This window comes from Gemmatimonadota bacterium (assembly GCA_016720805.1).
Taxonomy (GTDB): domain Bacteria; phylum Gemmatimonadota; class Gemmatimonadetes; order Gemmatimonadales; family GWC2-71-9; genus Palsa-1233.
Genome location: JADKJZ010000014.1, coordinates 702657 through 725935 on the forward strand (window position 1 = coordinate 702657; position 23279 = coordinate 725935).

Below are 23279 nucleotides of genomic sequence, written 5' to 3' on the forward strand. Positions count from 1 at the left end.
TTCCTCACATGACGACATGGGGCCAGACGGCCCGAGGCAGAATGGTCGTTCCACGCCTGATCGAACGCAAGCGAGACGGTGGCGCGCTGACCGGAGACGAGTGGCGCGAGCTGATCGCCCACTATGCCACCGGCGACGTGCCGGACTACCAGATGTCCGCCCTCGCCATGGCGGTGCTGTTCCGTGGCCTCACGCCAGAGGAACTGGATGCCCTGACGCAGGCGATGCTCAACTCCGGGGAACGCCTCGCCCGTTCGGGCGACGGTCGCCCCCGCATCGACAAGCACTCCACTGGCGGCGTCGGGGACAAGACGTCGCTGATCCTCGCCCCCCTCCTCGCCGCCTGCGGTGTCGCGGTGCCGATGATGTCCGGCCGCGGACTGGGGCACACCGGTGGTACCCTCGACAAGCTCGAAGCGATCCCGGGCTTCACCACCCGGATGCCGCTGCGCGAGGCGGTCCGCCAGCTCGACGCCATCGGCGTGGTGATGTTCGGACAGACGGAGGAGATCGTCCCGGCGGACCGCCGACTCTACGCGCTCCGCGATGTGAGCGGGACGGTCGAGTCGATTCCGCTGATCACCGCGAGCATCATGTCGAAGAAGCTGGCCGAGCAGCTGGATGGCCTGGTGCTCGACGTGAAGGTCGGCAGCGGCGCCTTCATGCCGAAGCTCGAGGATGCCCGCACGCTGGCACGCACCATGGTCGGCGTGGGTGAACAAGCGGGCTGCCGCACCGTGGCGCTGCTCACCGCCATGGATCGGCCTCTCGGCCGGACAGCCGGGAATGCCATCGAGGTCGTGGAGTCGATCGCCGCGCTGCGCGGCGAGGCGCGCGGCGAACTGATGGAGGTGACCCTGGCGCTGGGGGCGGAGATGTTGCTCGTCGCGGGGAAGGCGACGACCCGGGCAGGCGCGATCCAGATGCTGCAGGCGGCGATCGATTCCGGGGCGGCACTCGATCGCTTCCGCGAGGTAATCCGCTGGCAGGGCGGGGACCCCGCGGTGGTCGATACGCCGGCCCTGCTCCCCCGCGCACCGATCATCCGCCACCTCGCCGTCGGCCGCAGTGGCCGGATGCCCCCGCTCTCGCCCCGCATCCTGGGCGAGGCGATCGTTGCGATGGGCGGCGGGCGCCGCACGGCGGCCGACCCGGTCGACCCAGCGGTCGGCCTGGAATTGCTCTGTCACGCCGGCCAAGCGGTGCAGGCGAACGATCCGTTCGCCATCGTCCATGCTCGGACGGACGCCGATGCCGACCTCGCCGAAGTCTCGCTGCACCAGGCGCTGGACGCCGCCTGGGCCACGGGGGCTGAACCGCTACCGTTGATCATCGAGCGTATCACGCTGGATCACACCGAACCGTATGGAGACGCCTGATGGGCGCACTGATCGGCCTCGCGGCACTCGCCGCCCTCTTCGCCTGGTTGATGGGCTTCGGCTCCCACCGTCCGCCGGCAGCGCCCGAGGATGATGTCGAGACGCCGGTCGACATCGACGAATTGGAGCAGGCGGAGCTCGAGATGCGCGACGATCGCTCGGCGCGTGCCATCGGCGATGCCCTCGCCGGCGAAGTCACCGAAGACGGCGAGGAAGAGGAGGACTGGGGACCGGGCTCGCCTGGGCACGGGGGATTGCCGGGGATCAGCTAGCGGCGAACAGCGAACGGCGAACGGCGAACGGCGAACGGCGAAAAATGGTGAGGGGTGAGGGGTAAGCGGGCTGTTCCCCCTCACTCCTCACCCCTCACCGCAGATCGCCGTTCGCTGTTCGCTGTCTACACGTCCAGCACACTCACATACTTCGCATTCGCCTCGATGAACTGCCGGCGCGGTTCGACGTTGTCGCCCATCAGTTCATCGAACAGCTTCGAGGCCTCGACGGCATCCTGCAGCGTGACGCGAAGGACCGTGCGGGTGACCGGATCCATCGTGGTCTTCCAGAGCTGCTCGGGATTCATCTCGCCGAGGCCCTTGTAGCGCTGGACGCCGACGTTGCCCTTGCCGCCCTCGGCGAGGCGGCGCTGGAACTCGCCGCGCTCCTCCTCGGTGTAGGCATAGTACTCCTCACGTCCGCGGGCGACGCGATAGAGGGGCGGCTGCGCGATGTAGATGTAGCCGGCCTCGATCAGCTCCGGCATCTGCCGGAAGAAGAAGGTCAGCAGCAGCGTCCGGATGTGTGCGCCGTCGACGTCGGCGTCGGTCATCAGGATGATCTTCTGATAGCGCACCTTGGCGATGTCGAAGTCCTCGCGGACACCGGCGCCGATGGCCGTGATCATCGAGCGGATTTCCTCGTTGCCGAGGATCCGGTCGATACGCGCGCGCTCGACGTTGAGGATCTTGCCGCGCAGCGGAAGGATCGCCTGGAAGGAGCGGTTGCGCCCCTGCTTGGCCGAGCCGCCGGCGGAGTCACCCTCGACCAGGTAGATCTCGCAGAGCGCCGGGTCGTCGCTGGAGCAGTCGGCGAGCTTGCCCGGGAGCACCGCGTTCTCGAGGCCGGTCTTCTTGCGCACCAGCTCGCGTGCCTTCCGGGCCGCTTCGCGGGCGCGCGCGGCCGACACGGCCTTGTCGATGATGGCACGGCCGACCGAGGGGTTCTCGTCGAGGAACTGCGCCAGGTGCTCGTTGACGATGGCGCGGACGATCCCCTCGACTTCGCCGTTGCCGAGCTTGGTCTTGGTCTGCCCCTCGAACTGCGGCTCGCGCACCTTCACGTGCAGCACGCAGGTGAGCCCCTCGCGGGCGTCCTCACCGCTCAGCGTGAACCCTTCCTTCTTGAGCGCGTTCGACTTCTTCACGACCTCGTTCACGGTCCGCGTCAACGCCGAGCGGAAGCCGGTGAGGTGGGTGCCGCCCTCGTGGGTGTTGATGTTGTTCACGAAGGTGAAGGTGTTCTCGTTGTAGCCGTCCTCGTACTGCAGCGCGCAGTCGACGTCGACGTCGTCGCGCGTCGCGGAGAAGTGCACCGGCTTCGGGTGGAGCACCTTCTTGGAGCGATTGAGCCAGGTGACGAACTCGACCAGGCCGCCCTTGTACAGGAAGGTCTCGCTCCGCGGGGTCTCGTCGCGCTCGTCGGTCAGCGTGATGCCGATCCCGCCGTTGAGGAAGGCGAGCTGCCGCAGCCGATCCTCGAGCGTGCGCCACGAATACTCGAGCACCGAGAAGATCTCGGGGTCCGGCTTGAAGTGGACGGTGGTGCCGGTGCCCGGGGCCATGCCGATGACGCTCAGCTTCTGCTTCGTCTGGCCGCGCACGAACGACATCTGGTGCCGTGCGCCGCCGCGATCGACCGTGACGACGAGCGATTCCGAGAGGGCGTTGACGACCGACACGCCGACACCGTGCAGGCCGCCCGACACCTTGTAGGAATTCTTGTCGAACTTGCCGCCGGCGTGCAGCACCGTCAGCGCGAGCTCGACGCCCGGGATCCCCTCGGTGGGGTGAATGTCCACCGGGATGCCGCGACCATTGTCGGCGACGGTGATCGAGTTGTCCCGATGAATGGTGACATCGATCTTGTCGCAGTAGCCCGCCAGCGCCTCGTCGATCGAGTTGTCCACGACCTCGTAGACGAGGTGGTGCAACCCGTTCTCGCCGGTGGAGCCGATGTACATGCCCGGCCGCTTGCGTACCGCCTCCAGCCCCTTGAGGACCGTGATGCTGTCTGCGGCGTAGCCCTTCTTCTCCGGGTCGTTCGTGTCGTTGTTGGCCATGCGTCCTCGCGCTCGAGAGCGATCAGGGCCGGTCCAGGGGACCGACCATCCAGCGAATGTGTTGCACGCGGCCGCTGCGCGAGCCGTTCAGGCGCGCCAGGATCCGCGGGGTCATCAGGCCCAACTCGGTCGCCCATGCCGGCGTGGCGACCCGTACCATCAACGTCCCGTCGGGGGTGACCGAGACCGCTTGCGTGACCGCGGCGATCTGCGGGCCGACCCGCTCCGGCCAGTCGTCGACGGCCGTGGCGAGGTCGAGTCGTTTCCCCAGGCCCGACCCGGCGAGCCACTGCTCGAGCGCCTTGGCGAACGGCGTCGGTGCCTTCGGCCGATTCACGCCGGGCGCTCCAGCGGAGTCACCTTGCCCCCAGTCACCTGCCAGCGGGGCAACTCCAGTTGCCGCGGCAATTCCTCGAGGCGCGGGGCCGTCACGATGCGCTGCCCGGGGCGATGCACCAGCCGTTCTGCCAATCGCCGTTGCCGATCATCGTCGAGCTCCGCGAAGACGTCGTCCACCAGCAGGGCGGGGCGCACCCCCCGACGAGCGGCCAGCGTTTCCTGCTCGAGAAAGCGCAGGGCGATGGCGGCCGAGCGCTGCTGGCCGGTGGAGCCGTAGTCACGCAGGGCGTGCCCGCCGATCGAGAAGACGAGATCATCGCGATGCGGTCCGACATGGCTCTGTCCCCGTGCGAGGTCCCGGGTGCGCGAGGCCGCCAGTCGCGTGCCCCACGCGTCCGCGTCGGCCAGTGCATGATCGGTCCGATACCGCACCGCCACCGGGGCCGCCTCGCCGAGCGCGGCGAGTTCTTCGGCCCAGGGGTCCGACGCCTCGTCGCTCCACGCCAGCCGGGCCGCGATCACGGCAGCGCCTTCGCGGGCCAGTGCACCATCAAACGCCCCGGCCGAGGTGGCGTCGCCCTGGCGCAACGCCGCGTTCCGTTGGGCCAGCGCGGCGCGATAGCGCAACAGGGATTCAAGATACGATCGCGACGCGAGTGAGAGCATCCGATCGAGCCAGCGTCGCCGCTCACCCGCACCACCCTGCACCAGCGCCAGATCGGTCGGGAGAAACGCCACGGCCAGCCAGCGCCCGAGCGCGGCGGCACGCCCCGCCATCTCTTCGCCATCAATCGTGATCCGCTTGCGACGGGTCGCCGTGGCCCACGTCGTCGCGATCACCGGCCCGTCCGCCAGCGCCACCGTCACATGGAAGCCGGGGCCACCGAACTGCGCCAACTCCCGATCGGCCGCGCCGCGAATCGAGCGGAAGAGGACCGGGTAGGCCAACGCCTCAAGCAGGTTGGTCTTCCCATGACCGTTTGGCCCGACCAGCGCGACGCCCTCGGCCGGAAGCGTCAATTCGGCATCCGCCAGGTTGCGGAAACTCCGCACCAGCAGCGTCGCCGCGCGCATGCCTACTGGCCGCGAAACTGCGCCGGCCGCTTCTCCAGAAACGCCGTCGTCCCCTCGCGCTTCTCGTCGCTGCCGCAGGCCACACCGAACTGGACCGCCTCGTGGGCGAGAGCCGCGTCGAGGGGCAGGTCAAGGGCCGCGTCCACCGATTCGAGCACGAGGCGCACCGCCATCGGGCCCATCTGCAGGATGGTGCGCGCGAGGGCCTTGGCGTCCTCGACCAGCGACTCCAACGGCACCACCTTGTTCACCAGGCCGATGCGATGCGCCTCGGCGGCGTCGATCATCGCACTGCTCAGCAGGAGCTCGAGCGCGCGCCCCCGCCCCACAAGCCGCGGCAGCCGCACCGTGCCGCCATAGCCCGGGATCAACCCCAGCTTCACTTCCGGCTGGCCGAACTTCGCATTCGGCGACGCGTAGCGAATGTGGCACGCCATCGCGAGCTCGCAACCACCGCCAAGTGCAAAGCCGTTGATTGCGGCGATCACCGGCTTGCCGAGGGTTTCGAGCGCACGGAACGCCGCATGACCCTTCGCCGAGAGCGCTGCACCCGAGGCCGCGTCGGTCTGGGCGATCTCGGCGATATCCGCCCCCGCCACAAACGCCTTCTCGCCAGCACCCGTCAGCACCAGGGCGCGGACGGAGGCGTCGGCGCGCGCCCACGTCGCCAGTGCCGCCAGATCGGTGATCACGGCGTCATTCAGGGCGTTCAGCTTGTCGGGGCGATTGATGGTGGCAACGACGATTCCGTCGGCATCCTGAGCGGTCAGGAGGGTGGTGTAGGGCATCGCGGAAAGATAAGGGGGGGGGTTGGGGAGAGGGTCGGGGTAGGGGTGAGGGTATCCAGTGACCGTGAACGTGACCTGTAACCCAGGGGGTTTCCAGTACACCCCATTCTCCGCTCTGGTTTACCGCCTAACCCGTCCCCATAACCTGCTCACCGGTCACAGGTCACTGGTCACCAGACTCGTGATCCTCCGACTCGAGGAGCCCACATCCTGCCATCCTGGCCCTCGACCAAGGCACCACCAGCTCCACCGCGCTCGTGGTGGGGCCGGATGGCCGCATCCTGGGCCGGGCCACGCGAGAGATTCCCCAGCATTTTCCTGCCCCCGGGGAAGTCGAGCACGACCCCGCGCTGCTCTTCCACGCGACCGTGGCGGCTGGCCGCGAGGCGCTGACGATCGCCGGGGTCACGGTCGATGCGATCGGCATCACCAACCAGCGCGAGACCCTCGTGCTCTGGGACCGCGCGACGCTCGAGCCGATCGGCCGGGCGATCGTCTGGCAGGATCGACGCACCGCCGCACGCTGCGCCGAGCTACGGGCCGCGGGTCACGAGGCGGAGATCCGCGCGCGGACCGGCCTGTTGCTCGATCCCTACTTCTCGGCGACCAAACTCGAGTGGCTCCTGAATGACCCCGCGTTGCGCGCGCGGGCCGACGGTGGGAGCCTCCGGGTCGGGACGGTGGAAAGTTGGCTGGTGGTGCGCCTGACGGGCGGGGTGCACGTCTCCGATCCGACCAACAGTTCACGAACGATGCTGGCGTCGCTTGCGACGGGCGATTGGGATACCACCCTCCTCGACCGCTTCGGCGTCCCTGTCAGGATTCTTGCCGACCATCGTGCCATCGTCTGGCGTCGTGGGGATGGCCCAGGCGGAGTGGTTCGGGTGTGAACTGCCGATTGCCGGGCTGGCGGGCGATCAACAGGCGGCCCTTTTCGGACAGGGTTGCGTCACCGCCGGCAGTGCCAAGATCACCTACGGCACCGGTGCGTTCCTGCTTCGCTTTGTCGGGACCGATGACGTCCCGCGCCCCGGCCCGGGGGTCCTCGCCACAATTGCGGTCGGTGCCGCTGGCGAGCGCGCTTGGGCGCTCGAGGGGAGCGTCTTCGTGGCGGGGGCGGCCGTGCAATGGTTGCGCGATGGCCTCGGGCTGATCACCCGGGCGAGCGAGACGGCTGCGTTGGCGGCCAGCGTGGCCGATACTGGAGGGGTGGTGGTCGTCCCTGCCTTCACCGGCCTCGGCGCTCCCTACTGGAACGCCGACGCGCGGGGGATGGTGACCGGGCTGACCCGTGGGACGACCAAGGCCCACCTGGTCCGGGCCACCCTGGAGTCGGTGGCGCACCAGACCGTCGATCTGGTCGAGGCGATGGGCGGGGTCAGCGCGTTGCGCGTCGATGGCGGTGCGGCGGCCAATGACTGGCTGATGCAGTTGCAGGCGGACCTGCTCGGCGTCCCGATCGAACGGCCGGCGGCCGTCGAACTCACCGCGTATGGCGCGGCCCGCCTCGCGGCGCAGGGGATCGGAGCATCCCTCCCCTCGGCGGCCGAATTGGGCGGGGCGACGAGCTTCGAACCCCGGGCGACAGACGCCTGGCGGGCGGAACGGCGAGGTGAGTGGCATCGCGCGGTCGGGGCGGCGCTGCACTGGGCGCAGGACAGATGAATCGATGATCGATCCTCGATGATCGATCATCCCTCGCCGGGCCCGGTTGGATGGCACCTTTTGCAGGCGTCCGGGGTATATTTGCCCATCTCCTTGGGGAGCGTCACACCATGAAGCCCAGCACCAAGTTCGCACTCGGTAGCGTCGCCATTGTCGCGGTCGTCACGCTCCTGATGGTCGAGGGGGTCAAGCAGACGGGAACCTACTTCCTCACGCCATCGCAGCTGGTCGCGAAGGCCGAGCAGGACCCGTCACTGCACGATGTCGGCGTCAAGGTGAGTGCCAAGGTGGTGAAGGGGTCGATCAAGCGTGACCCGGCTGCCCAGCGCGTCGACTTCACCATCAGTGACGGCACGAAGTCGTTCCCGGTGACCTACATCGGCCTGGTGCCGGACACCTTCACCGACAAGAACGAGATCGAGGTCGTCGCCGAGGGAAAGTTCGGACGCGACGGCACCTTCCACGCGACCGTCCTGGTCGCCAAGTGCGGGTCCCGCTACGAAGCGCAGTGGGACGAGATGGCGAAGAACAAAACCACCTGAGCGGGGCCAGATGACTTACCTGGGACAGTTCGCACTCTGGGCCGCCGTTCTGGTGGGTGCCTGGGGTACGGCTTTGGCGTTTTTCGGCAAGTGGGAAGAGCGGCCGGCGCTGGCCACGGCCATCACGCGCAGCAGCTACGCCCTCTGTGCCGCCTTGCTCGTCGCGGCCGTCGCGCTGTGGAAGGGCATCTTCACGCACGACTTCAACATCGAGTACGTCGCCGCCTACACCTCGCGGAACCTCCCCGAGTACTACCTGATCTCGGCGTTCTGGGCAGGACAGAAGGGGTCACTCCTCTTCTGGGCGGTGGTGCTGTCGATCTTCGGCGCGCTGGCACAGGCGCTCACGTCGCAGCGCTTCAAGGCGATGCTGCCGTACGTCGCGGGCATCGCCAACATCACCACCGTCTTCTTCGTGCTGGTGATGCTCTTTGGCGGCGCCAACCCGTTCGAGCGGCTCGCCTTCACGCCGCCTGACGGCCGTGGTCTCAACCCGCAGCTGCAGAACCCGGGGATGATCATCCATCCCCCGATGCTCTACCTCGGTTACATCTCGCTCACCATCCCGTTCGCGTTCGCGATGGCCGCACTGCTCGCCAAGCAGCTCGACGCCGGCTGGATCGTGGCGATGCGGAAGTGGGCCCTCACCTCGTGGCTCTTCCTATCGGTCGGCATCACCATCGGGATGTGGTGGGCGTATGTCGAACTCGGCTGGGGCGGCGTCTGGGCCTGGGATCCGGTCGAGAACGCCTCGCTGCTGCCGTGGCTGACGCTGACGGCGTTCCTGCATTCGGTGATGATCCAGGAAAAGCGCGGCATGCTCAAGCGCTGGAACATGGGGCTGATCGTCGGCACCTTCCTGCTGACGATCTTCGGCACCTTCATCACCCGCTCGGGCGTGATCGCGTCGGTGCACTCCTTCACCCAGTCCGCCGTGGGCTACTTCTTCCTCGGCTTCCTGATGGTGGCGGCGATCCTCTCGTTCACGCTGCTCTACACGCGCTGGCCGCTGCTGCAGCCCGAGGCGCAACTCGAGTCGATGGTGAGCCGCGAAGGCGCCTTCCTCTACAACAACCTCGCGCTGGTCGGCATCGCCTTCTCGGTGCTCTGGGGCACGCTCTTCCCGATCCTTTCCGAGGCGGTGCGGGGGACCAAGATCACGGTCGGTCCGCCCTTCTTCAATCGGGTGAACATCCCGCTCGGCATCTTCCTGCTCTTCCTCACGGGCGTCGGGCCGCTCATTGCGTGGCGCAAGGCCTCGGCGGCCAATCTCCGCCGGCAGTTCATCGCGCCGACGCTTGGCGGGATCGTCGCCATGGGCGCCCTGCTGGCCGGCGGCTTGCGCTCGCCCTGGGCGCTGATGTCGCTTTCGGTCTCCGCCTTCGCGCTGGTGACGGTCATCCAGGAATTCGGCCGCGGTATCCGTGCCCGGATGACGATGCACGCGGAAGGCGCTCCGGTCGCGCTGATGCGGCTGGTGGCCCGCAACCGTCGTCGCTACGGCGGCTACGTGGTCCACGTGGCGATCATGGTCTACTTCGTCGCCTTCACGGGGCTCGCGTTTGCGACCAAGACCACGGTCGACCTGCAGCCGGGCCAGAAGGCCACGCTCAAGTCGGCCTACGGCCACACCTGGACCTTCACCCACCTCGGCGTCTCCCAGTACGAGGCCCTGAACCGGCGGGTCTCGGCGGCGACGCTTGAAGTGGCCAAGGATGGTGTGCGGATGGGGACGATCAAGTCCGAAAAGCGTCAGCACGTGGACTCGTTCGGCAACCCGACCTTCGAACCGTCGACCGAGGTCGGCATCCGCTCCGACCTGCTTGAGGACGTGTATGTGGTGTACGCGGGGTCACCCGACGGGACCGAGCGCGCCTCCTTCTCGCTGCTGATCAATCCGCTGGTGAGCTGGTTCTGGATCGGCGGCGGGATCCTGGTGTTCGGTGGCCTGCTCACGATGTGGCCCGGCGGCCCGCAGGTGAAGACCGCGCGTCAGCGCGCATCGATCCAGGCCGGCTACACCGTGCCGCTCGCCGGAGTCGCGGAATGAACAGTTCGCGACGCCACTTCCTCGGCCTCGCCGTGGTGTCGGTGGGGGGCGCGGTGCTTCGGCCGCTTGCCGCGCAGGACACGAGCCGGGTGGCCCCCCAGGATACCGGCGCAGTGCAGGGCGACCTGCTCCGCGACCCCGATGGTGTCGGCCAACGCCGCGACACGGTGACGGCGATCGACAACGATCCGGGGATCATCGCGATCGAGCGGCAACTCAAGTGCACCTGCGGTTGCACGCTCGACATTTACACGTGCCGCACGACCGACTTCACCTGCACCTACTCGCCGGCCCTGCACAAGGAAGTGGTGGCGTTGGTGCAGGAGGGCAAGACGCCGGAACAAGTCGTCCGCTTCTTCATCGATCGCGAAGGCGAGAAGATGCTGATGGCGCCGGCGGCCCAAGGCTTCAACCTCGCCGGATACCTGGTGCCCGGTCTGGGAATGCTGGCCGCCGGTCTCGCGCTGGCCGCGTATCTCTCGCGGCGGCGCGAAGTCGTCGCCGTGGCCGCGGCGGGGGGCGCCTCCCCGACGGCTCCCGATCCCGAAGCCCTGGCCCGACTGAAGCGCGCGCTCGACGAGGTGGATTCGTGAATCAGGATACGCTGGCGCAATTGGTGGCGATGGTGCTCGTCGGCTTCGCCCTGTTCTGGCTGGTGGCGCAGCCGCTGATCGCGCCTGGTGTGGAGACGGCGCCGATCATCGAGCCGCCCGATCCGGAAGAAACGCCTCGCGGCCAGGCGCTGCTGGCGTTGAAGGAAATCGAGTTCGACCGCGCCACCGGGAAGCTCTCGGATGAGGATTACGCCGAGTTGCACGCGCGCTACTCCAGCCGGGCGCTCGAGCTCCTCGATGGCCCGTCCACGGCGGTCGCCCCCCCGATCCATGCCGACCCGGTCGAGGCACTGCTCACGCAGCGCATCGTGACGCAGGGGGGATTCTGTGGCAGCTGCGGCGCCCGCCGGGTGCCCGGCGGACGCTTCTGCGGCAGTTGCGGGGCCCCGCAGGCGGTCTAGCGCTCAGGGGCGGTAGGCGGTCCCGAACCAGCCATAAGTTCGGGTGCCGTCCGACTTGAGGACCCAGTTGGCCCCACCCGGCACCCACCCCGCCACCGATGTCTCGACGGCGTTGCCGATCAAATCATCGCCCGTCGTGATGATGTTGCGGACGGCGCTGTAGAGGTTGAAGAGCGAGGGTGCCGCGCGCACCCCCTTCACGTACCACGGTTCCACCTTCCCGCTCGTGACGCTCTTGTAGGCGGCATCGACCGCCGAGAGCAGTTGCGTGACGCGGTTGCCATCAATTCGTGGTACGCACGCCTCGTCGTCGTCCTCGTAGGCGACGATGCGAATCGGCGCGCCTGGGTGCGCCGCCGCATATCGCTGCCGATCCTGCTCGGAGAGCAGCATCGCATTGCCGCTCCAGTCGGCGCCATTCTGGTCGAAATACGAGTAGCCCCCGGCATGCTCCCCGGTGCACGACAACTGTTCCGCCTCGCTCCCCGCCACCAGTCCGTAGACGTGATATTCGTACTCGGGCTTCCCCTTCAGCCAGCTCTCGAATGAATCCTCGAAATGCGACGTCGTGAGGTAGAGGCCGGCGGTCGAGGAGAGGTTGCTCGTCGCGCCGGTGCTGGTCGCGCCACAGAGGTCGTAGCATGACGCGGCCATGAGCGGGCGGCCCCCGGTGAAGTCGGTCTCTTGCGGGACCAGCGCGAGCACCGGGATCGAGGGCGGCGTGTCGGCGCTCAGCACTCGCCGATGGCCCGCGAGGTCGTAGGCGACCGGTGCCTCGCCATCCTGGCCGATCGTGGCGACCAGCAAGGTGGCCTCGCCCTGCCAGGCGCGGCGGTGGGACGCGACCGGCAGGTACACCTCGAGCGGCCGTGCGGCCTCGAGGTCACCGAGCAGGTCGGTGACGGAGGTGGCGGTGCCCCGCGCCAGCGAGGCGAGCAGGAGCCCCTGATCGGCGCGGGCGAGCGCCTGGAACTGGAGCTTCCCCTCGGGTGCGTGGGAGGCATCGAGCTTCCGCTTCAGGGCGGCGCGGGTGGCGGGGTCGTTGAGCGCGACGGCGAGACGCAGCGCAAGGCGTTCGCGCGGCGAGGCCTCGACCGCCGCCGTGGTCGGCGTGGGCGCGGCGGCCGTCGGGGAGGAGGCCTCCTCCCCTTGGCAGGCGGCCAGGCCAACGAGGAAGGCGGTGCAGCAGAGCAGGCGACGTGACATCGGGTCCTCCTGGGACCAAAGGACAGACCGCGATCCGGCGGAGTGCCGAATCGCGGTCGTCACGATCGCGGTGGGGGGTCGATCGCCGAGTGGCCGAACGGCGCGAGACGGCGCAGCTTCGTGCGATCAGACCTCGAGCTGTTCGAGTCGCCGCAGGGCGAGCCGCATCGGAAGCCAGCCGGCGACGACGCAGCACGCGGCGGCGGCGGCGAACGCCAGCCATCCACCTGGGCTGACGCCGGTCTCCTCCCCGTCAGCGGTCGCGCGGAGCTGCTCCACGACCGGAATCGCCTCGAGGGTGATCACGACGCCCAACAGTGCCACGGCGAGAAGCATGAACACCAGTCCGCCGAAGGAGGTCGGGATCTGGGCGGCATTCTCCGTGTCGTATTGCGGGAAGAGCGTGCCGACTCCGAGGGCGAGTCCGCCGATGGCCAGCGTGTAGCCGACCACCGTTGCCACCGAGACCAGCATCATGAAGGGAGAAGCGCGGAGCAGCGTGTTGGTGGAAAGCGTGAGCCCGACCGCCAGCACCAGCAGCGGCACGACGCCGACGAAGTACTTGCTGCGCAGCATGGCGAGCGGGTCCAGCGGCGAGGAACGGAGCAGCCACATCTGCCGTCCCTCGAGCGACACGGCCGGGAAGATGAAGCGCGCCGCGATGGCGGCGATGACGAAGCCGGCCAGCCCCTGATTGAGGAAGGCGATGAGCGTCACCAGCAACACCGGCACCTTCTCGCCGGTGAAGAGCGGCAGCGCCTGGATGTTGAAGAGGTACACCAGGACCAGGACCCCCAGCAGGATCAACTGGCTCCACTGCGTCGAGTCGCGAAAGAAGGTGCGCAGGTCCTTGAGGATGAACTCCCGGCGCATCGGCGGCAGTCCGACGAAGAGGCGGCGGAGCGCGCCGTCCCAACGGGTGCCCCGGACGAACTGGTCGGCACCCTCCTGGGCCCGCGCGAAGCCCTGCACATAGAGGCGACGATGCAGGGCCGCCCCCATCACCACGAACGCCCCGGCGGTGGTCCACAGGAGGAGGATCGGCAGCGGGTCACTGACCCGTGTCAGCCAGTTCATCACCATCCCGCTTGCCCAGCCGCTCGGCAGCAACGGATGCGAGGGCGAGCGCAGCACCGCGAGGAAGTCGACCAGATTCTGGAAGCCCTCGGGTCGGGCCAGTTGCTCGGGACGCATGACGCGGAGCATCACCACCAGCGCGCCGGCCGTCAGCAGCGAGACCAGGCCGAGGATGTCGCGCGCGCGACGCGCGGGGAAGATGTTGACCAACAACAGGGTCGTGGCGGCCCCGATGACGCCGGGGATCACGAGCAGCGGCACCAGCGCCGCGATCGCCACCAGCGGAAAGAGCAGCCCGCCATCCCAGACGACGGCGTACGCGGCGAGCAGCGGCACGGCGAGCAGCACCACCATCCACGACGAATGCACCACCGTCTCGCCCAGCTTGGCGAGGTAGAAGCGCCCCCAGTCGAGCGGTGCCGCGACGAGCATGTCGAGGTCGCGCGCCAGGAAGAAGGTCGACAAGGCGGAGACGAGATTCGAGAGCAGCAGGATCGAGAGGAAGGCGAGGAACGCCATCCCGAGCAGCTTGCCGGCGAGCAGCGGCCCGATCTCCGGCACATCCTTGAAATACTTCACGGCGCGATACGAGATGCCGTATGCCACCGCAAGGAAGAGCACTCCCGCGATCGCCAGGAGCACACCACGCCACCGGCTGACGCCCTCCGCCCGGGTGCGCGTGCGCGCGAGGGCACTCCGCCACTTGGGCGAGGTGAGCGTGACGAGACCGGGCTGGCGCCCGGTCGGCTCAGGTGAGGAGCGCGTCAAGATCGTGGTCCACATGCTCGCCGGTCAGCCGAAGGAAGAGCTCTTCCATTCCGGCGCCGTCGGAGGCGGCCTCGCGCCGCAGCTCCTCGACCGTCCCGCAGGCCACCAGCTTGCCCGCGGAGATGATCCCGACCCGATCACAGAGCCCTTCGATGATTTCCATCGTGTGCGTGCTCATGAGCACGGTGCCGCCAAGGTCGGTGTAGCGCCGAAACAGCGTCTTCAGCAGCTTGGCGCTCTTCGGGTCGAGGCCGATCATCGGCTCGTCGACCACGATGACCTCGGGACGATGAACCAGTGCGCTGGCGATGATGAGCTTCTGTCGCATGCCGTGACTGTACGACTCGGTCAGCTCGTGCTTCCACGGCGTGAGATCGAAGATGCCAAGGAGCTCGTCGATCCGTCCCTCGAGCTCGGCCCCGTCCTGGCCGAAGAGCGCGGCGGTGAAGCGAAGGAACTCCGCCCCGGTCAGCTTGTCGTACACGAACGGCCGATCGGGGATGAAGCCGAGCTTGGCCTTGGCGCGCATCGGGTGGCGAAGGATGTCCTCGCCGCCCACCTCGATCGTGCCGCCGGTCGGCGCGAGGATGCCCGCGATCATCCGCATCGTCGTCGTCTTGCCCGCGCCATTCGGGCCGAGGAGGCCGAAGAGCTCGCCGCGCTCGATGTGGAGATCGATGCCACGCACGGCCTCGAAGCTGCCGTAGCGCTTGGTCACGCCGCGCAGGCGAATCACGGAACCTCCTGGGAGTCGGGGACCACGGTGAGGCGAAGTTGGAGCACACGAATCATCAGCTGCCACGGCTCGGTCGACCCGCTGCTGCCGAGGCGGATGAGCGAGGCCGCGGCGCGGCGACGCCCGAACGCCGGATCGACCGCGGTCCAGCTGCCCTGATCGCGGACCTCGGCCCAGGCATGCGAGGCGAAGCCGTCGCCGTCGGGTCGGATCCCGATCGCCAGACGCGCCTCGAGGCCGGCGGCGTTGGCTGCGGCCACGAAGAGCCGCGCCATGCCCTCCGCCTGCGCACGGCGGGTCGCGAGGGCGGCACCAGCGTCGACGGCCGCGGTCGTCGAGGTGTCGAGCGTGACGCGTGTCGCGATCGCCGCCACGAGGCGCCCGATGCGCAGTTCACGATCCACCGGCGGCGTGGGGCCAAGGGCGCGTGCCACGAAGTCGCGGACCGCCGGCAGCGAATCGGGGGCGAGCGGGTCCCGCGGCAGCACATCACCCCGGGTACCGGTTGGCGCAGTCCAGTCGGTCGTCACGGAGAGCGTATCACCGCGCAGCCGTTGGCGGCCGCTCGAGAGCGGCTGGAGCAAGGCGGGATCGAGCGGCCTGCCATCGCGCCGCGACAGGACGTACCGTCTCGGCATCGTGGTCGTATCGGGGGCCGCGACCCGCGTCACCGGCGGGAGGAGGGCTCGCAGGCGAACGGCCCGAGACGCCGTGCGATTGCGCAACGCACTCGCCGCCAGATCGAAGTCGGTGCGGCGCCACGAGAGTCCGAAGGCGGTTTCGATCCCGGCCACGTGGCCGCGCGTGTCGATCCACCAACGCTCGGCCGGGCCATCGGCCCGGATCAGGACGGCGCGAGCACGGGCGGAATCCTGGTGCGCCACCACCAGCTGGCCGGACGCCGGGTCCAGCACCGCACTGTCCGCAAACACCGCCATCGAGTCGCGACCGGTCGTCATCTCGATCGGCATCAGGGTGCCGGGCCAGCCGACATATCCCGGCAAGGTCCGATGCCGGTCCGGGGCCAGGCCGCCTGTGAGGGCCAGCCGGTAGGGCAGAATCGCGGTCGTCGTGGGCGCCACCGCGATGGGGAGCCCGTCGTCCGCGGCGAGGGTGCCTTCGCGCGCCACACTGAGCCGGCCGTCGCCGAACGCCGCCGTCCACGCCGTCCGCACCCCTTCGCGGGCGGTCCGCGAGACGACCGAGAGCACCCCCAGTGCCGGCGAGACTTTGGTCATTCGGTACAGCGTGGCTCGCAAGACGCCAGAATCGGCCGGCGTTTCGATCGCGAACGTTTCGAGGATCTGATAGCCCGGAGAGAGGGTATCCACCGTGATCCCCGCCTGCCCGACCTGGGTCTCACCGCTATACAGGGCGAACCAGGTCGCCCCTGGGGCCAGACGCAGCGCCGCCTCGCTGCTGAGGACGGACGCTTCGGTCTGGGTGAGCCGCCGCGCCCCCATCCACGCCAAGGCGCCGCCCCAGGCGACGAGGATGGCGATGGCGGCCCAGGCGCGGGGGGAGGGGCGATACAGTTGCATTCGGGGAATATGGGGCAAGCCGTGGGCCACCGCCCCGGAGGTGCGCGTTGCTCCTCCTTCCCGTTCCACCTTATGGTTCCGGGCTATGGCTGAAGAGTTCCTGATCGTTCGCGGGGCACGAGAGCACAATCTGAAGAACGTCACCGTCCGCATTCCGCGGAACGCGCTGACGGTCATCACCGGCCTGTCGGGGTCGGGGAAGTCGTCGCTGGCATTCGACACGATCTACGCCGAGGGGCAGCGGCGCTACGTCGAGTCGCTGTCGGCGTACGCGCGCCAGTTCCTCGGGCTGATGGAAAAGCCGGATGTCGACGCGATCGAGGGGCTCTCGCCGGCGATCTCGATCGAGCAGAAGACCACCGGGCAGAATCCGCGCTCGACCGTCGGCACGGTCACCGAAGTGTACGACTACATGCGGCTGCTCTGGGCGCGCGCCGGCGTGCCGCATTGTCCGAACGACGGCACGCCGATCACGCGTTCCTCCGCGGGCCAGATCGGCGACACGATTCTCGGCTGGCCCGAAGGGACGCGGATCGAAGTGCTCGGCCCGATGGTGCGCGGCCGCAAGGGTGAATTCCGCGACCTGATCGAGGACCTGCAGAAGCAGGGGTATGCGCGCGTGCGCGTGGATGGCGAGACCCACGACCTCACCGCGGTGCCCACGCTGAACCGGCGACAGAACCATGACATCGCCGTCGTCGTTGATCGGCTGGTGGTCCGCGAGAGCGATCGCTCGCGGCTGGTCGACTCGATCGAGACGGCGCTCCGCGTGGCCGACGGCGTGGTCGAGATCGTGCGGCACAGCACCAAGCCGACGGCGCAGGAGTCGCGGCTCTTCAGCGAACGGTTCGCCTGTCCGACCTGCGGCCTCTCGCTGCCGGAGCTCGAGCCGCGGCAGTTCTCGTTCAACTCGCCGTTCGGTGCGTGCGCCGAGTGTCACGGCGTCGGCACCTCGCGCGTGCCGAACGCCGAACTGGTGCTTGGCGACGCCAGCATCTCGATCCTCGAGGGCGTCGTGCTCCCGTGGGGCGAACCGACCGGCTATCTCCGCAAGGTGGTGCTGCCGACACTCGCCCGGGTCTACAAGTTCGATCTCAACAGCGCGTGGGGCGATCTCCCGGCCACCGTGCGCAAGGTCCTGCTCGAGGGCGCGCCGGGGAAGAAGATCACCTGGGTGGCGGACGGCGGGCGCAGCAAGGAGACCGAGGGCGAGTGGGAAGGCATCCTGGCGAATGTCGGGCGCCGCTGGCGCGAGTCGTCCAGCGACTCGGTGCGGACCGACCTCGAGGGCTACATGGTGGAGCGGCCCTGCATCGTCTGCGGGGGCAAACGGCTCAAGGCGGAGTCGCTCGCCGTGCTCGTGGGTGGCCAGGGCATCGGCGACGTCGTGGCGCTGTCGGTCGACGGGGCGATCGCCTTCTTCGAGGGCATCCCCGTGGGCCGCGGCAAGGCGGGGGCCGTCGATCCCGACATCGCCGGCCCGATCCTCAAGGAAGTCATCGAGCGGCTGCGCTTCCTCGCCGACGTCGGCCTCGAATACCTCACGCTCGGCCGTTCCGCCGGCTCCCTCTCGGGCGGTGAAGCCCAGCGCATTCGCCTCGCCACGCAGATCGGCTCGCGGCTCGTCGGCGTCCTCTACATTCTCGATGAGCCGAGCATCGGGCTGCATCAGCGCGACAACGAGCGGCTCCTGGACACGCTGCGCGGGCTGCGCGATCTCGGCAACACCGTGCTGGTCGTCGAGCACGACGAGGACACCATCCGTGCGGCCGACCATGTCATCGACCTCGGCCCGCGGGCCGGACGCTTCGGTGGCGAGGTCGTGGCCGAGGGCACCATCGACGAAATTCTCGCGCATCCCGATTCGCTGACGGCCCGCTACCTCCGCAACGAACTCCGCATCCCGATCCCGGCGGTGCGCCGCCCGCGTGATCCCGCGCGACGCCTGAAGATCACCAACGCGCGCGAGAACAACCTGCGCGGACTCACCGTCGAGATCCCGCTCGGCTGCTTCGTCTCGATCACCGGCGTCTCCGGCTCCGGCAAGTCGACGCTGGTGACCGACATCCTCTACCAGACGCTGGCGCGGCACTTCTATCGCGCCAAGGTGCTGCCCGGCGCGCATGATCGCATCGAGGGGCTCGACCAGCTCGACAAGGTCATCGACATCGACCAGTCGCCGATCGGGCGCACACCGCGGTCGAACCCGGCGACGTACTCGGGGCTTTTCACGCCGATCCGCGAGCTGTTCACGCAGCTGCCCGAGGCGAAGATGCGCGGCTACGGCCCGGGGCGCTTCTCCTTCAACGTGAAGGGCGGCCGCTGCGAGGCGTGCCAGGGCGACGGCCTGGTCAAGATCGAAATGCACTTCCTCCCCGACGTCTATGTACCGTGCGAAGTCTGCAAGGGTCGGCGCTACAATCGCGAGACGCTCGAGGTGCGCTACAAGGGGAAGAGCATCGCCGACGTGCTGGAGCTGACCGTCGCCGACGCGATGGACTTCTTCTCTGCCCAGACGCGGATCGCCGAGAAGCTGTCGCTGCTGAATGATGTCGGGTTGGGCTACCTGCATCTGGGGCAGGCGGCCACCACACTGTCGGGTGGTGAGGCACAGCGCGTCAAGCTGGCGACGGAACTGGCGAAGCGGGACACGGGTCGTACCCTGTACATCCTCGACGAGCCGACCACCGGCCTGCACTTCGAGGACGTCCGCCTGTTGCTCGAAGTCCTGCACCGGCTGGTCGACAAGGGGAACAGCGTCGTCGTGATCGAGCACAATCTCGACGTGATCAAGACGTCGGATTGGGTCGTCGATCTCGGCCCGGAGGGCGGGGTGCGCGGCGGCAGCATCGTCGCGACCGGGACGCCCGAGGAGGTCGCGCGCGTGCCGGGTTCGCACACCGGCCGCTTCCTGGCGAGGACGCTGGGCATCACCTGAGCTGGACCGAATCCCGTACGAAACCCCCGCGACGCTCTGTCCGTTCGGGGAGCCCGCAGGCGATCCGACCCATCTCCCCCTGGAGCGGCCGTGACCGAGTTGACGCTGGATGCCCTTCGCCCGCGCTTCGCGGCCCAGTATCTCCTCGATCGGGAGCTCGGTCGCGGCGGCATGGGCATCGTCTTCCTCGCCCGCGAATTGTCGCTCGATCGCCTCGTCGCCATCAAGCTGTTGCCGCCCGCACTCGCCCAGGACCCGGCGATCCGTGAGCGCTTCCTGCGCGAGGCGCGGACGGCAGCCCAGCTCTCCCATCCGAATATCGTCCCGATCTATCGGGCCGACACGGCCGACGAACTGGTGTACTTCGCGATGGGCTACGTCGACGGCGAAACCCTCGCCGAGCGGCTCGCCTCGCGCGGACCCCTGCCGCCGGCCGAGGCGGTGCGCATTCTTCGCGAAACGGCATGGGCGCTCGCCTATGCGCATGCGCGCGGCGTGGTGCATCGCGATGTGAAGCCGGAGAACATCATGCTGGAGCGGGGCACCGGGCGAGTGACGGTCACCGACTTCGGCATCGCGCGGGACGTGCGGGCCTCCGCGCTGACGGCGGACGGGATGGTGATGGGCTCGGTGCACTACATGAGCCCGGAACAGGTGGCGGGCACCGAGATCGATGGTCGCAGCGATCTGTACGCGCTGGGTGTCGTCGCCTTCCAGCTCCTGAGTGGCCGGCTGCCGTTCGACGCGCCGCAGGCCTCGGCCGTGCTCCTGATGCAAGCCACCAAGGCGGCACCGTTGCTCGCCGAGGTGGCGCCCACGGTCCCAGCCGGGCTCGCGCTCGTCGTGGACCGCTGCCTCCGCAAGGACCCGGCGGAGCGCTACGTCACGGGCGAGGCACTCGCGGAGGCGCTGACCCAGGCGCTGCAGCAGGCCCAGAGCGGACCGAGCGCCGCGCCCGACCCGATCCTGAGCGAGAACGCGGCCAAGGCCGTCTGGCTGCGCGCCGCACAATTGCAGGCCGATGCCGCGCAGCGCGTGCAGGATCGGACGGCACAGGCGGAGGCATTCGCCACCGGCGTGCAACCCTCAGCACCCACCACGGGCTATCGGCGCCTGGATGTCGAGGCGGCCGCGATCGAAGCGGGGATCGGCGCCGAGTTCGTGCAACTGGCGTTGGCGGAACTGCCCGGTGAGCGCGGCGCGGCGGGCGGCGCCTTGCTGGCCGCGGACGACCAGGGCCGTGAGCGGCTGGCCACCTTCATCGTCGGCACCAGCGAGCGGTCGATGCAGGTCACCCGGACCATCTCCGGCACGCCGCTGCGCACCCTCGAAGCGATCGGGCGCATCTTCCCGACCCATCCGTGGGACCTGACATTCCGCGACACCGTCGGTGGACATCCGCTGGATGGTGGTGTGCTGACCTTCACGGTCCGCGAGATCACCACTGGCGACTATATGGGGGGCGGGAGCGGCCTCAGCACCCTGCGCTACTACCTCTCGGTGATCGATGCCTACCAGCTTCGGGTCACGCTCCACCCGCTCGCAACCGATCCGCGCCGCTGCGAGGTCACCATGACCGCCGATTTGCGGAGCGGGGTGAAGAAGAATGCCAAGATCGGCTTTGGATTGGGGGTCGGACTCGGCGGCGGCGGCGCAACGATCGGCATGGTCGTCGCCGCGGCGAAGGGTGCCTTGCTGCTCGCGGCGCCGCTCGGACTGGGCATCTTCGCGGTGATGGGCGGCCTCATGGTCGGGACCTATCGGTGGAGCTTCCGATGGGGGCTGACCCGCGCCCGCCGGGAACTCGAACACCTGCTCGACGCGCTGCAGGCCTCGTTGCGCTCCCAGGATGTCTTTGGCGCCCCCGCCACGCTCCCGTCGCCGCCGCAACGGGGGCCGGATGACGACACGATCGTCCTGCTCTCCTCCTGATCACGCGTCCGGAAACCGCTATATTTGGGGCGCCCCACTTCTCGGAGACGGTCATGAACATCGACGCGATCATCGAGGTGCTGCGCTGGGCCAATGGTCAGGGGATCCCCGTCCGCCTGGTCCTGCGTGACCAGCGTGAGGTGCACGGCGTGCCGACGAGTGTCGACCTGCATCCCACCGCCCATGAGGTCTTCCTGCGCCCCGAGCACAACGACGACACCGAGATCGGCATTTCGCTCGGTGACATTCTCTCTGCCGAGTTGATCTGAAACGCATGGTCTCACTTCTCGACATCATCGGTCCCGTCATGGTCGGCCCCTCGTCGTCGCACACGGCAGGGGCCTGCCGCATTGGCCTGATCGCGCGCGCGCTCGTCGGCGGCACGCCGGACCACGCACTGGTCGAGCTGCATGGCTCCTTTGCCCGGACGGGTGTCGGTCACGGGACCGATCGCGCCATCGCGGGCGGATTGCTGGGCTATCAACCCGACGACGAACGGCTGCGCGAATCGCTCGACGCCGCGACGGCTGCTGGGCTGATCGTCGAGTTCAAGAACACCACGCTGCGCGGCGACCATCATCCCAACACCACCCGCATTCATGTCACCCGCGGCGAGCGCTCGGCCGTCCTGACCGGTTCGTCGCTCGGCGCCGGCCGCATCATGATCACGGCGATCGACGGCTTTCCCGTGGAGGTGTCCGGCGCCTACACGACGCTCGTGGCGGTGGCGAAGGATGTGCCGGGCAGCGTCGCCAGCGTCGCCAACGCGCTCGCCGAGGACGCCGTCAACGTGGCGACGATGCGCGTCTTCCGCCGCCAGCGCGGTGGTGATGCCATTCACATCTATGAACTCGACCACGCCCCCTCCGCCGAGGCGTTGGCCAGGATTCAGTCGCTCATGGCGCTCAAGACGGTGCGCATCATCGAACGGGTGGCGTGATGTACGACGTGTTGCAGGAGGCGGTCGAGGCCGCTGAGGCCCAGGGGATTTCGCTCGGCGAACTCGCCCTCCGCACCGAAGCGGACACCGGAATGCGGACCCGCGAGGAAGTCGAGGCCGGGCTGCGTCGGGCCCTGCATGTCATGCAGCATGCCGTGGAACGCGGCCTGGTCGGCGACCTCCATTCGGTCAGTGGACTCGTCGGCGGCGATGCCCACCGCCTCGCCAACGCGCGTGGTCCGCTCGCCAACACGATCTTCACCGATGCCCTCGCCGCGGCGCTCGCGGTCCAGGAAGTCAACGCCGCGATGGGCGTCATCGTGGCCGCGCCGACCGCCGGCGGGGCGGGGGTGCTGCCGGGGACGCTGCTGGGGATTGCGCGCCGCCATCCGGTCTCGGAGGAGGCGATGGTGCGTGCCCTCGCCACGGCCGGGCTGATCGGCGCGGTGGTTGCCGTGCGGGCGTCGCTCAGCGGTGCCGAAGGCGGCTGCCAGGCCGAGACGGGTGCCGCCGCCGGGATGGCCGCAGGCGCCGGCGTCGAGCTGCTTGGCGGCACCCCCAGGCAGGCGATGCACGCCGTCGCCCTCACGATGCAGGGGACCCTCGGCCTGGTCTGCGATCCGCTCGGGGGGCTGGTCGAGGTCCCGTGCGTCTACCGGAACGCCACCGGGGCAGCGATGGCACTGGCCGGGATCGAAATGGCCCTCGCCGGCGTCGAGTTCCCGATCCCGGTGGATGAGGTCATCGACACCATGGGACAGATCGGCCGTGAAATGGACGTGCGGTACCGTGAAACGGCTGGCGGGGGGCTGGCGGCGACCCCGACGGGGCGACGCCTGGCCAAGGCGCGGCTGGTTCAGCTCAAGCCGAAGAAAGGCTCGACCAGCTGACCGGGGTGGCTGTTTCCGGCTGAAACATTCCCGCGCGCCCCCCCGTACAAGGGGGCGTTCCCTT

General features: G+C 68.8%; 19 protein-coding genes and 1 pseudogene. 12 read left to right on the top strand and 8 right to left on the bottom strand.

What is annotated here, in order from left to right:
* Positions 1 to 41: 41 nt before the first annotated feature.
* Both IPP98_13450 and IPP98_13455 read left to right on the top strand, forming a co-directional pair.
* Positions 42 to 1379, top strand: coding sequence for a thymidine phosphorylase (locus IPP98_13450; protein MBL0180108.1), 1338 nt, complete (start codon positions 42 to 44; stop codon positions 1377 to 1379).
* Complete coding sequence (locus IPP98_13455) at positions 1379 to 1651, top strand: hypothetical protein (GenBank protein ID MBL0180109.1); 273 nt, start codon at positions 1379 to 1381, stop codon at positions 1649 to 1651. The genes IPP98_13450 and IPP98_13455 overlap by 1 nt, the downstream gene beginning before the upstream one ends.
* A gap of 125 nt (positions 1652 to 1776) precedes the next feature.
* Here the strand turns inward: IPP98_13455 and gyrB are convergent, their stop codons facing one another.
* The 4 genes from gyrB to IPP98_13475 are packed head-to-tail and all read right to left on the bottom strand — an operon-like array spanning position 1777 to position 5915.
* Positions 1777 to 3714 (bottom strand): DNA topoisomerase (ATP-hydrolyzing) subunit B, encoded by a 1938-nt coding sequence (gyrB, locus tag IPP98_13460; protein ID MBL0180110.1) that lies wholly within the window; start codon positions 3712 to 3714, stop codon positions 1777 to 1779.
* Between the two features lie 22 nt (positions 3715 to 3736).
* The gene (locus IPP98_13465) at positions 3737 to 4051 is read right to left on the bottom strand and encodes a DUF721 domain-containing protein (protein ID MBL0180111.1); all 315 of its coding nucleotides are present in this window, start codon (positions 4049 to 4051) and stop codon (positions 3737 to 3739) included.
* A complete protein-coding gene (gene recF / locus IPP98_13470; protein ID MBL0180112.1) occupies positions 4048 to 5127 on the bottom strand; it encodes a DNA replication and repair protein RecF in 1080 nt (359 codons plus the stop codon). The genes IPP98_13465 and recF overlap by 4 nt, the downstream gene beginning before the upstream one ends.
* Before the next feature lie 2 nt (positions 5128 to 5129).
* Positions 5130 to 5915 (bottom strand): enoyl-CoA hydratase/isomerase family protein, encoded by a 786-nt coding sequence (locus IPP98_13475; protein ID MBL0180113.1) that lies wholly within the window; start codon positions 5913 to 5915, stop codon positions 5130 to 5132.
* Between the two features lie 215 nt (positions 5916 to 6130).
* On the opposite strand from IPP98_13475, the pseudogene glpK reads away from it, so the two are divergent.
* The 5 genes and pseudogenes from glpK to IPP98_13500 all read left to right on the top strand — a co-directional run bounded on the left by glpK (position 6131) and on the right by IPP98_13500 (position 11187).
* Positions 6131 to 7580 (top strand): annotated as a pseudogene (gene glpK, locus IPP98_13480) (glycerol kinase GlpK).
* Between the two features lie 110 nt (positions 7581 to 7690).
* Positions 7691 to 8122, top strand: coding sequence for a cytochrome c maturation protein CcmE (locus IPP98_13485; GenBank protein ID MBL0180114.1), 432 nt, complete (start codon positions 7691 to 7693; stop codon positions 8120 to 8122).
* A 10-nt stretch (positions 8123 to 8132) separates the two neighbouring features.
* Positions 8133 to 10172, top strand: coding sequence for a heme lyase CcmF/NrfE family subunit (locus IPP98_13490; protein ID MBL0180115.1), 2040 nt, complete (start codon positions 8133 to 8135; stop codon positions 10170 to 10172).
* Positions 10169 to 10765, top strand: a complete 597-nt coding sequence (locus tag IPP98_13495) for a cytochrome c-type biogenesis protein CcmH (protein MBL0180116.1) — start codon at positions 10169 to 10171, stop codon at positions 10763 to 10765. The genes IPP98_13490 and IPP98_13495 overlap by 4 nt, the downstream gene beginning before the upstream one ends.
* Positions 10762 to 11187, top strand: coding sequence for a zinc ribbon domain-containing protein (locus tag IPP98_13500; GenBank protein ID MBL0180117.1), 426 nt, complete (start codon positions 10762 to 10764; stop codon positions 11185 to 11187). The genes IPP98_13495 and IPP98_13500 overlap by 4 nt, the downstream gene beginning before the upstream one ends.
* A 3-nt stretch (positions 11188 to 11190) precedes the next feature.
* Here the strand turns inward: IPP98_13500 and IPP98_13505 are convergent, their stop codons facing one another.
* The 4 genes from IPP98_13505 to IPP98_13520 all read right to left on the bottom strand — a co-directional run bounded on the left by IPP98_13505 (position 11191) and on the right by IPP98_13520 (position 15945).
* Positions 11191 to 12393 (bottom strand): hypothetical protein, encoded by a 1203-nt coding sequence (locus IPP98_13505; GenBank protein ID MBL0180118.1) that lies wholly within the window; start codon positions 12391 to 12393, stop codon positions 11191 to 11193.
* Between the two features lie 126 nt (positions 12394 to 12519).
* Positions 12520 to 14253 (bottom strand): hypothetical protein, encoded by a 1734-nt coding sequence (locus IPP98_13510; protein MBL0180119.1) that lies wholly within the window; start codon positions 14251 to 14253, stop codon positions 12520 to 12522.
* Positions 14219 to 14974: an ABC transporter ATP-binding protein gene (locus IPP98_13515; protein MBL0180120.1), complete on the bottom strand. Its 756-nt coding sequence runs from the start codon at positions 14972 to 14974 to the stop codon at positions 14219 to 14221. Before IPP98_13515 ends, IPP98_13510 begins: the two co-directional genes overlap by 35 nt.
* Positions 14971 to 15945: a transglutaminase domain-containing protein gene (locus tag IPP98_13520; protein MBL0180121.1), complete on the bottom strand. Its 975-nt coding sequence runs from the start codon at positions 15943 to 15945 to the stop codon at positions 14971 to 14973. Before IPP98_13520 ends, IPP98_13515 begins: the two co-directional genes overlap by 4 nt.
* Positions 15946 to 16600: 655 nt before the next feature.
* Here IPP98_13520 and uvrA point away from each other — a divergent pair.
* The 5 genes from uvrA (at position 16601) to sdaAA (ending at position 23215) form a co-directional block, all read left to right on the top strand.
* Complete coding sequence (uvrA, locus tag IPP98_13525) at positions 16601 to 19453, top strand: excinuclease ABC subunit UvrA (protein MBL0180122.1); 2853 nt, start codon at positions 16601 to 16603, stop codon at positions 19451 to 19453.
* 90 nt (positions 19454 to 19543) lie between these two features.
* Positions 19544 to 21385 carry a serine/threonine protein kinase gene (locus IPP98_13530; GenBank protein MBL0180123.1) on the top strand — a complete coding sequence of 614 codons (1842 nt, stop codon included), beginning with the start codon at positions 19544 to 19546 and terminating at the stop codon, positions 21383 to 21385.
* Positions 21386 to 21438: 53 nt separating this feature from the next.
* Complete coding sequence (locus IPP98_13535) at positions 21439 to 21654, top strand: hypothetical protein (protein ID MBL0180124.1); 216 nt, start codon at positions 21439 to 21441, stop codon at positions 21652 to 21654.
* A gap of 5 nt (positions 21655 to 21659) precedes the next feature.
* Positions 21660 to 22325, top strand: coding sequence for an L-serine ammonia-lyase, iron-sulfur-dependent, subunit beta (sdaAB, locus tag IPP98_13540; GenBank protein MBL0180125.1), 666 nt, complete (start codon positions 21660 to 21662; stop codon positions 22323 to 22325).
* The gene (gene sdaAA / locus IPP98_13545) at positions 22325 to 23215 is read left to right on the top strand and encodes an L-serine ammonia-lyase, iron-sulfur-dependent, subunit alpha (GenBank protein ID MBL0180126.1); all 891 of its coding nucleotides are present in this window, start codon (positions 22325 to 22327) and stop codon (positions 23213 to 23215) included. The genes sdaAB and sdaAA overlap by 1 nt, the downstream gene beginning before the upstream one ends.
* The last annotated feature ends 64 nt before the right edge of the window (positions 23216 to 23279 follow it).

Bases quoted from the DNA above. Each gene is read 5' to 3' on its own strand.
- IPP98_13505 (MBL0180118.1), bottom strand. From the start codon at position 12,393: ATGTCACGTCGCCTGCTCTGCTGCACCGCCTTCCTCGTTGGCCTGGCC.
- IPP98_13535 (MBL0180124.1), top strand. From the start codon at position 21,439: ATGAACATCGACGCGATCATCGAGGTGCTGCGCTGGGCCAATGGTCAG.
- IPP98_13450 (MBL0180108.1), top strand. From the start codon at position 42: ATGGTCGTTCCACGCCTGATCGAACGCAAGCGAGACGGTGGCGCGCTG.
- IPP98_13455 (MBL0180109.1), top strand. From the start codon at position 1,379: ATGGGCGCACTGATCGGCCTCGCGGCACTCGCCGCCCTCTTCGCCTGG.
- IPP98_13495 (MBL0180116.1), top strand. From the start codon at position 10,169: ATGAACAGTTCGCGACGCCACTTCCTCGGCCTCGCCGTGGTGTCGGTG.
- sdaAA (MBL0180126.1), top strand. From the start codon at position 22,325: ATGTACGACGTGTTGCAGGAGGCGGTCGAGGCCGCTGAGGCCCAGGGG.
- gyrB (MBL0180110.1), bottom strand. From the start codon at position 3,714: ATGGCCAACAACGACACGAACGACCCGGAGAAGAAGGGCTACGCCGCA.
- sdaAB (MBL0180125.1), top strand. From the start codon at position 21,660: ATGGTCTCACTTCTCGACATCATCGGTCCCGTCATGGTCGGCCCCTCG.
- IPP98_13520 (MBL0180121.1), bottom strand. From the start codon at position 15,945: ATGCCGATCGAGATGACGACCGGTCGCGACTCGATGGCGGTGTTTGCG.
- IPP98_13510 (MBL0180119.1), bottom strand. From the start codon at position 14,253: ATGTGGACCACGATCTTGACGCGCTCCTCACCTGAGCCGACCGGGCGC.
- recF (MBL0180112.1), bottom strand. From the start codon at position 5,127: ATGCGCGCGGCGACGCTGCTGGTGCGGAGTTTCCGCAACCTGGCGGAT.
- uvrA (MBL0180122.1), top strand. From the start codon at position 16,601: ATGGCTGAAGAGTTCCTGATCGTTCGCGGGGCACGAGAGCACAATCTG.
- IPP98_13485 (MBL0180114.1), top strand. From the start codon at position 7,691: ATGAAGCCCAGCACCAAGTTCGCACTCGGTAGCGTCGCCATTGTCGCG.
- IPP98_13475 (MBL0180113.1), bottom strand. From the start codon at position 5,915: ATGCCCTACACCACCCTCCTGACCGCTCAGGATGCCGACGGAATCGTC.
- IPP98_13490 (MBL0180115.1), top strand. From the start codon at position 8,133: ATGACTTACCTGGGACAGTTCGCACTCTGGGCCGCCGTTCTGGTGGGT.